This is a genomic window from Nocardia sp. NPDC004718, assembly GCF_053601535.1.
Window position 1 is genome coordinate 11724 of record NZ_JBSGCA010000002.1, and the last position, 5189, is coordinate 16912.

General features: G+C 67.6%; 4 protein-coding genes. All 4 read left to right on the forward strand.

What is annotated here, in order from left to right; genetic code table 11:
* Positions 1-7: 7 nt before the first annotated feature.
* The 4 genes from sdhA (at position 8) to ACWEH3_RS02285 (ending at position 5026) form a co-directional block, all read left to right on the forward strand.
* Positions 8-1777, forward strand: coding sequence for a succinate dehydrogenase flavoprotein subunit (sdhA, locus tag ACWEH3_RS02270; RefSeq protein WP_450019305.1), 1770 nt, complete (start codon positions 8-10; stop codon positions 1775-1777).
* Positions 1777-2550, forward strand: coding sequence for a succinate dehydrogenase iron-sulfur subunit (locus ACWEH3_RS02275; protein ID WP_067803461.1), 774 nt, complete (start codon positions 1777-1779; stop codon positions 2548-2550). The genes sdhA and ACWEH3_RS02275 overlap by 1 nt, the downstream gene beginning before the upstream one ends.
* A 208-nt stretch (positions 2551-2758) precedes the next feature.
* Positions 2759-4438: a hypothetical protein gene (locus ACWEH3_RS02280; protein ID WP_450019307.1), complete on the forward strand. Its 1680-nt coding sequence runs from the start codon at positions 2759-2761 to the stop codon at positions 4436-4438.
* 153 nt (positions 4439-4591) lie between these two features.
* On the forward strand, positions 4592-5026 hold the full coding sequence (locus ACWEH3_RS02285) for a YbaB/EbfC family nucleoid-associated protein (RefSeq protein WP_450019309.1): 435 nt from the start codon (positions 4592-4594) through the stop codon (positions 5024-5026).
* Positions 5027-5189: the final 163 nt, after the last annotated feature.

Consider the following 5189-nt stretch of genomic DNA (forward strand, 5'->3'; position numbering starts at 1 on the left):
CCCCTCGATGAGTGAATCCCGACCCGTTCAGGAGCACCGCTACGACGTCGTCATCGTCGGCGCGGGCGGCGCGGGCATGCGCGCCGCGATCGAGGCCGGCCCGCGTGCTCGGACGGCGGTGCTGACCAAGCTGTACCCGACCCGCAGCCACACCGGCGCGGCCCAGGGCGGCATGTGCGCCGCGCTGGCCAACGTCGAAGAGGACAACTGGGAATGGCACACCTTCGACACGGTCAAGGGTGGTGACTACCTGGTCGACCAGGACGCCGCGGAGATCATGGCCAAAGAGGCCATCGACGCGGTGCTCGACCTCGAGAAGATGGGCCTGCCGTTCAACCGGACGCCCGAGGGCAAGATCGACCAGCGGCGCTTCGGCGGGCACACTCGCGATCACGGCAAGGCCCCGGTTCGTCGCGCGTGCTACGCCGCCGACCGCACCGGCCACATGATCCTGCAGACGCTCTACCAAAACTGCGTCAAGCACGACGTGGAGTTCTTCAACGAGTTCTACGTGCTGGACCTGGTGCTCACCGACACCGATCGCGGCCCGGTCGCGACCGGCGTGATCGCCTACGAGCTGGCCACCGGCGACATCCACGTCTTCCACGCCAAGTCGATCGTGTTCGCCACCGGCGGTTCGGGCCGGATGTACAAGACCACATCGAACGCGCACACCCTGACCGGCGACGGCATGGCGATCGTGTTCCGCAAGGGTCTGCCGCTGGAGGACATGGAGTTCCACCAGTTCCACCCGACGGGCCTGGCCGGACTCGGCATCCTGATCTCCGAGGCCGTCCGCGGCGAGGGCGGCATCCTGCGCAACGCCGACGGCGAGCGGTTCATGGAGCGCTACGCCCCCACCATCAAGGACCTCGCGCCGCGTGACATCGTCGCCCGCTCGATGGTGCTCGAGGTGCTGGAGGGCCGCGGCGCTGGACCGAACAAGGACTACGTCTACATCGACGTGACCCACCTCGGCGAGGACGTGCTCGAGGAGAAGCTGCCCGACATCACCGAGTTCTCCCGCACCTACCTGGGTGTGGACCCGGTGAAGGAACTGGTGCCGGTGTTCCCGACCTGTCACTACGTGATGGGCGGCATCCCGACCCGCATCCGCGGCGAGGTGCTGCGCAACAACAGCGACGTCGTCCCCGGCCTCTACGCCGCGGGCGAGTGCGCGTGCGTCTCGGTGCACGGCGCCAACCGTCTGGGCACCAACTCGCTGCTGGACATCAACGTGTTCGGCCGCCGCGCGGGCATCGCCGCCGCGGAGTACGCGCAGCGCAGCGAGTTCGTCGAGCTGCCGGAGAACCCGGCGCAGATGGTGCAGGACTGGCTGACCCAGCTGTTGAGCGAGCACGGCGACGAGCGGGTCGCCGACATCCGCACCGAGCTGCAGCGGTCGATGGACAACAACGCCTCGGTGTTCCGCACCGAGGACACGCTCAAGCAGGCGCTCACCGACATCCACGCGCTCAAGGAGCGTTACGCGCGGATCACCGTGCAGGACAAGGGCAAGCGCTACAACAGCGACCTGCTCGAGGCCGTCGAGCTCGGCTTCCTGCTTGAGCTGGCCGAGGTCACCGTGGTCGGCGCGCTCAACCGGAAGGAATCGCGCGGCGGCCACGCCCGCGAGGACTACCCGGACCGCGACGACGTGAACTTCATGCGCCACACGATGGCCTACAAGGAGGGCTCGGAGCTCCTTTCGGACATCCGCCTGGACTTCAAGCCGGTGGTGCAGACCCGTTACGAGCCGATGGAGCGTAAGTACTGATGACTGCTGTTGCCGAAGCACCCTCTTCGCAGACGCCCGCTCCGGTCCCCGAGGGCTCCGTGATGATCACCGTCAAGGTGGCCCGGTTCAACCCGGAGGACGACAAGGGCGCGCACTGGGAGTCCTTCCAGGTGCCCGCGCTGCCGACCGACCGCTTCCTGAACCTGCTGATCTACATCAAGTCCTACCTGGACGGCACGCTCACCTTCCGCCGGTCCTGCGCGCACGGCGTCTGCGGTTCCGACGCCATGCGGATCAACGGTGTCAACCGGCTGGCCTGCAAGGTGCTGATGAAGGACATGCTGCCCAAGAACGGCAAGTCGATCACCGTCACCGTCGAGCCGATCCGCGGCCTGCCCGTGGAGAAGGACCTCGTGGTGAACATGGAGCCGTTCTTCGACGCGTTCCGCGCGGTGAAGCCCTACCTGATCACCTCGGGTAACGAGCCCACCCGCGAGCGCATCCAGAGCCAGGCCGACCGCGCCCGGTTCGATGACACCACCAAGTGCATCCTGTGCGCCTGCTGCACCACCTCCTGCCCCGTGTACTGGAGCGACGGCAGCTACTTCGGCCCGGCCGCGATCGTGAACGCCCACCGCTTCATCTTCGACAGCCGCGACGAGGGCGCCCGCGAACGCCTCGACATCCTCAACGACGTCGAAGGCGTCTGGCGCTGCCGCACCACCTTCAACTGCACCGACGCCTGCCCGCGTGGCATCGAGGTCACCAAGGCGATTCAGGAAGTCAAGCGAGCGCTTCTGTTCACCCGCTGACCCAGGCACCGAACGACAAAGGCCGCCACCATCCCGAAGATGGTGGCGGCCTTTCGCGGCCGCCACATTCCCGCCGTCGGGAACGTCAGCGGCCGTCGCTTATGCTTCGGCTCGGGTCTGCCTCGCGCGTGGCGGTTCGCCGATGCGCGACGTCCCGTTCAGCAGCCGAAGACGGCCGGGCCGTCCCGATATCGACCTAGGGGGTTGCGTGGCCGAATCACTGTCGGTCGACCTCGCCCAGCTGCGCGAATCGGCGGCGGAGTTGCGGCAGGCTGCCGAAGACGCCGAGCGGGTGGCGAACGAGCTGAAGGCGGCACTAGCCGACGAGGGTGAGTTCTGGGGTGACGACGAAGCCGGCGAGACGTTCGCCCACACCTACCAGCCCGGTGCAAACCGTACGTTGGAGGGGTTCGACGACCTCGTCGCGGACATCCGGGCGATGAGTTCCGCGATGAAGGATGCGGCCGAGGCGTTCGAGGACCGGGATCACTACGGTAGGCAGAACATCCGAAACTCGGTCGACGATCGAATCCCGTACACGGACGCACCGAGCCGGACCAGGTCGGCAGGACCCATTCCGCAGGCGACGTCCAGCAAATCCCTCAGCTACCCGGACGATTCCGCACGGCCGCCGGGCACGTCCGATCGCCCGGTGAACCGAGACTCCGCCCATCCGCAGCCGGATGGCCCGAACGACCGCGGTAGCGCGGATACACAGCAACCCCCGGCACCCAGCCAGCAACCACAGGCATCCGGCCAGCAATCCCCGGCATCCGGCCGACAGCCCGCAGAGTCCGGACAGCAACCTCCGGAATCCGGACAGCCGGACGATTCGACGAGCGATTCCCCGGAAACCGCATCCCCCGAGGACGAATCCGGCGACCAACCCCGGGCAGCCGAGACCGGATCGCCGACGACGCCCGGCAACGGCGCGGAGCGACAGGGAGCGCCGGCGAATACACCGACGGGGAAGCAGATGCCGGGCGGTCGCAACGACTCTGGCAAGCCGGCGGATACGCCGTGGACGCGGAACGGGTCGGGCACCCCTTGGGCGAAGGCTCCGAGCCCTTCCGGCGCGCCGGCGAACGAAACTCCGCCTCGGGTATCTCCTCCACGCACCTCGGACCGCCCGCCCGCAGGTAAGAAGCCGGAGCCTGCTCCGCAGCGTCCCGGGAAGAAGCGGGCCCCGAAACCTGCAAACGTGCGTGCGCGCCGAGCAACCGATGCCGAGGCCGTGCGGATCGCCCGGGAGATGGCCGCCCGGCACAACATCGAGATCGTCGGATTCGAGGCGGCGGGTATCGCCGCGGCAACGGTCCAGGACATCGCCGATGCTGTCGACACCGTCCTCCCGCGGATGCCGGCCACGCTGCGCGGAATCGAGATCCGGGATGCGACGGGTTCGATATCTACCGTCGAGAATCGCAGCCCGGCAAAGCACACCGGGGGGATGGCGCCGTGGATCGTGCTGGCTCACGCTGCTGTGATCGATCCTCGGATGTTGGCCGGCCGTTTCCGGGCCACGACCCGATCCAGTCCTCCACGTCGACCGATGTATACCGCGATCCTGCGGGAACTCGGCGCCGCGATCGACCTCACCGGCGGGTTCCGGGCACATAAAGAGGCGCAACGCGCGCTCATCACCGAATACGTGCGGCTCAACGACCCCCGAGGCGAGTCGCTGAGCCGGGTGGTCGCCGGCTACAAGCGATGGCGGGCGCAGCTCGGCGACCACTGTTTCGAGCAGGGTCTGTTCGTTCCGGGCAGGGCGCTGGCCGAGGCATTCGCCGCGGTGGAATCGAGTGAGGACGAGGCCAACGGCCCGCAGAAGGTGCTGGGTCGGCTGCTGGTGGTGATGTCGCGCGCGGCGTTACCGGATCGGCGATGAGACCCGTTGCCGCCTGGGCGGACGGCGTCTGATTCTTCCCCCTTCCCATCAGCGGTGAAAGTTGCCACGCACCTGTCGGTCATCATTATGGGCACGGTCGGAGGTCCTCGGTCGTCGCTGTCCGCTGAGGATTTCGAGTCGGAAGGTTGTGGCATGGATCGATGGGAGCGTGAAGGCCTGCGCTCGGCCAACAACGGCATGCGCAACCAGCTCGAACATCTCCTCGACTCCTTCGAACGTCAGCAGGGCCGACTCGCCGATGTGTTCCGAGAATTGGAAAATGCTCGCACGCAGACGAGTTCTCCCGACCAATCGGTAGAGGTGACCGTGGACGCCGCAGGCGTGCTGACGGACCTGCGCCTCACGGCCGCGGCAATGCGCCAGACACCGGAGCAGCTGAGCAGGGCGATCGTGGACGCTACTCGGGCCGCGGCGCACCGGGCGCAGCAGCAGGCCGAGGCCCTCGCCGCACCCGTCCACGCCGACTTCGACGACCTGCCCGACCTTCCCGATATCTCGCCGGGCGCGCCCAGCCTCAACGAGATTCGCGCCTTCTTCCGCGGGGACACCGAAGGTCCCCCGAGGTAGTACCGGGCCGCGTAGTGCAAATGATGCTGCGTACCTGCCGACGACCGGAGAGGAACTTCCCGCCGGCGGAAGGGCATGGGATCCGGGTGCGACCGTGTGATGCCGGCAGCAGTAGCGTTCACGGAGCCGCTTGCCGGATAGGCATCGGCGAACGCGAGCCCAC

What these genes read in the sequence shown, in the direction of transcription:
- sdhA (WP_450019305.1), top strand. Translation starts at nt 8, where the DNA reads ATGAGTGAATCCCGACCCGTTCAGGAGCACCGCTACGACGTCGTCATC.
- ACWEH3_RS02275 (WP_067803461.1), top strand. Translation starts at nt 1,777, where the DNA reads ATGACTGCTGTTGCCGAAGCACCCTCTTCGCAGACGCCCGCTCCGGTC.
- ACWEH3_RS02285 (WP_450019309.1), top strand. Translation starts at nt 4,592, where the DNA reads ATGGATCGATGGGAGCGTGAAGGCCTGCGCTCGGCCAACAACGGCATG.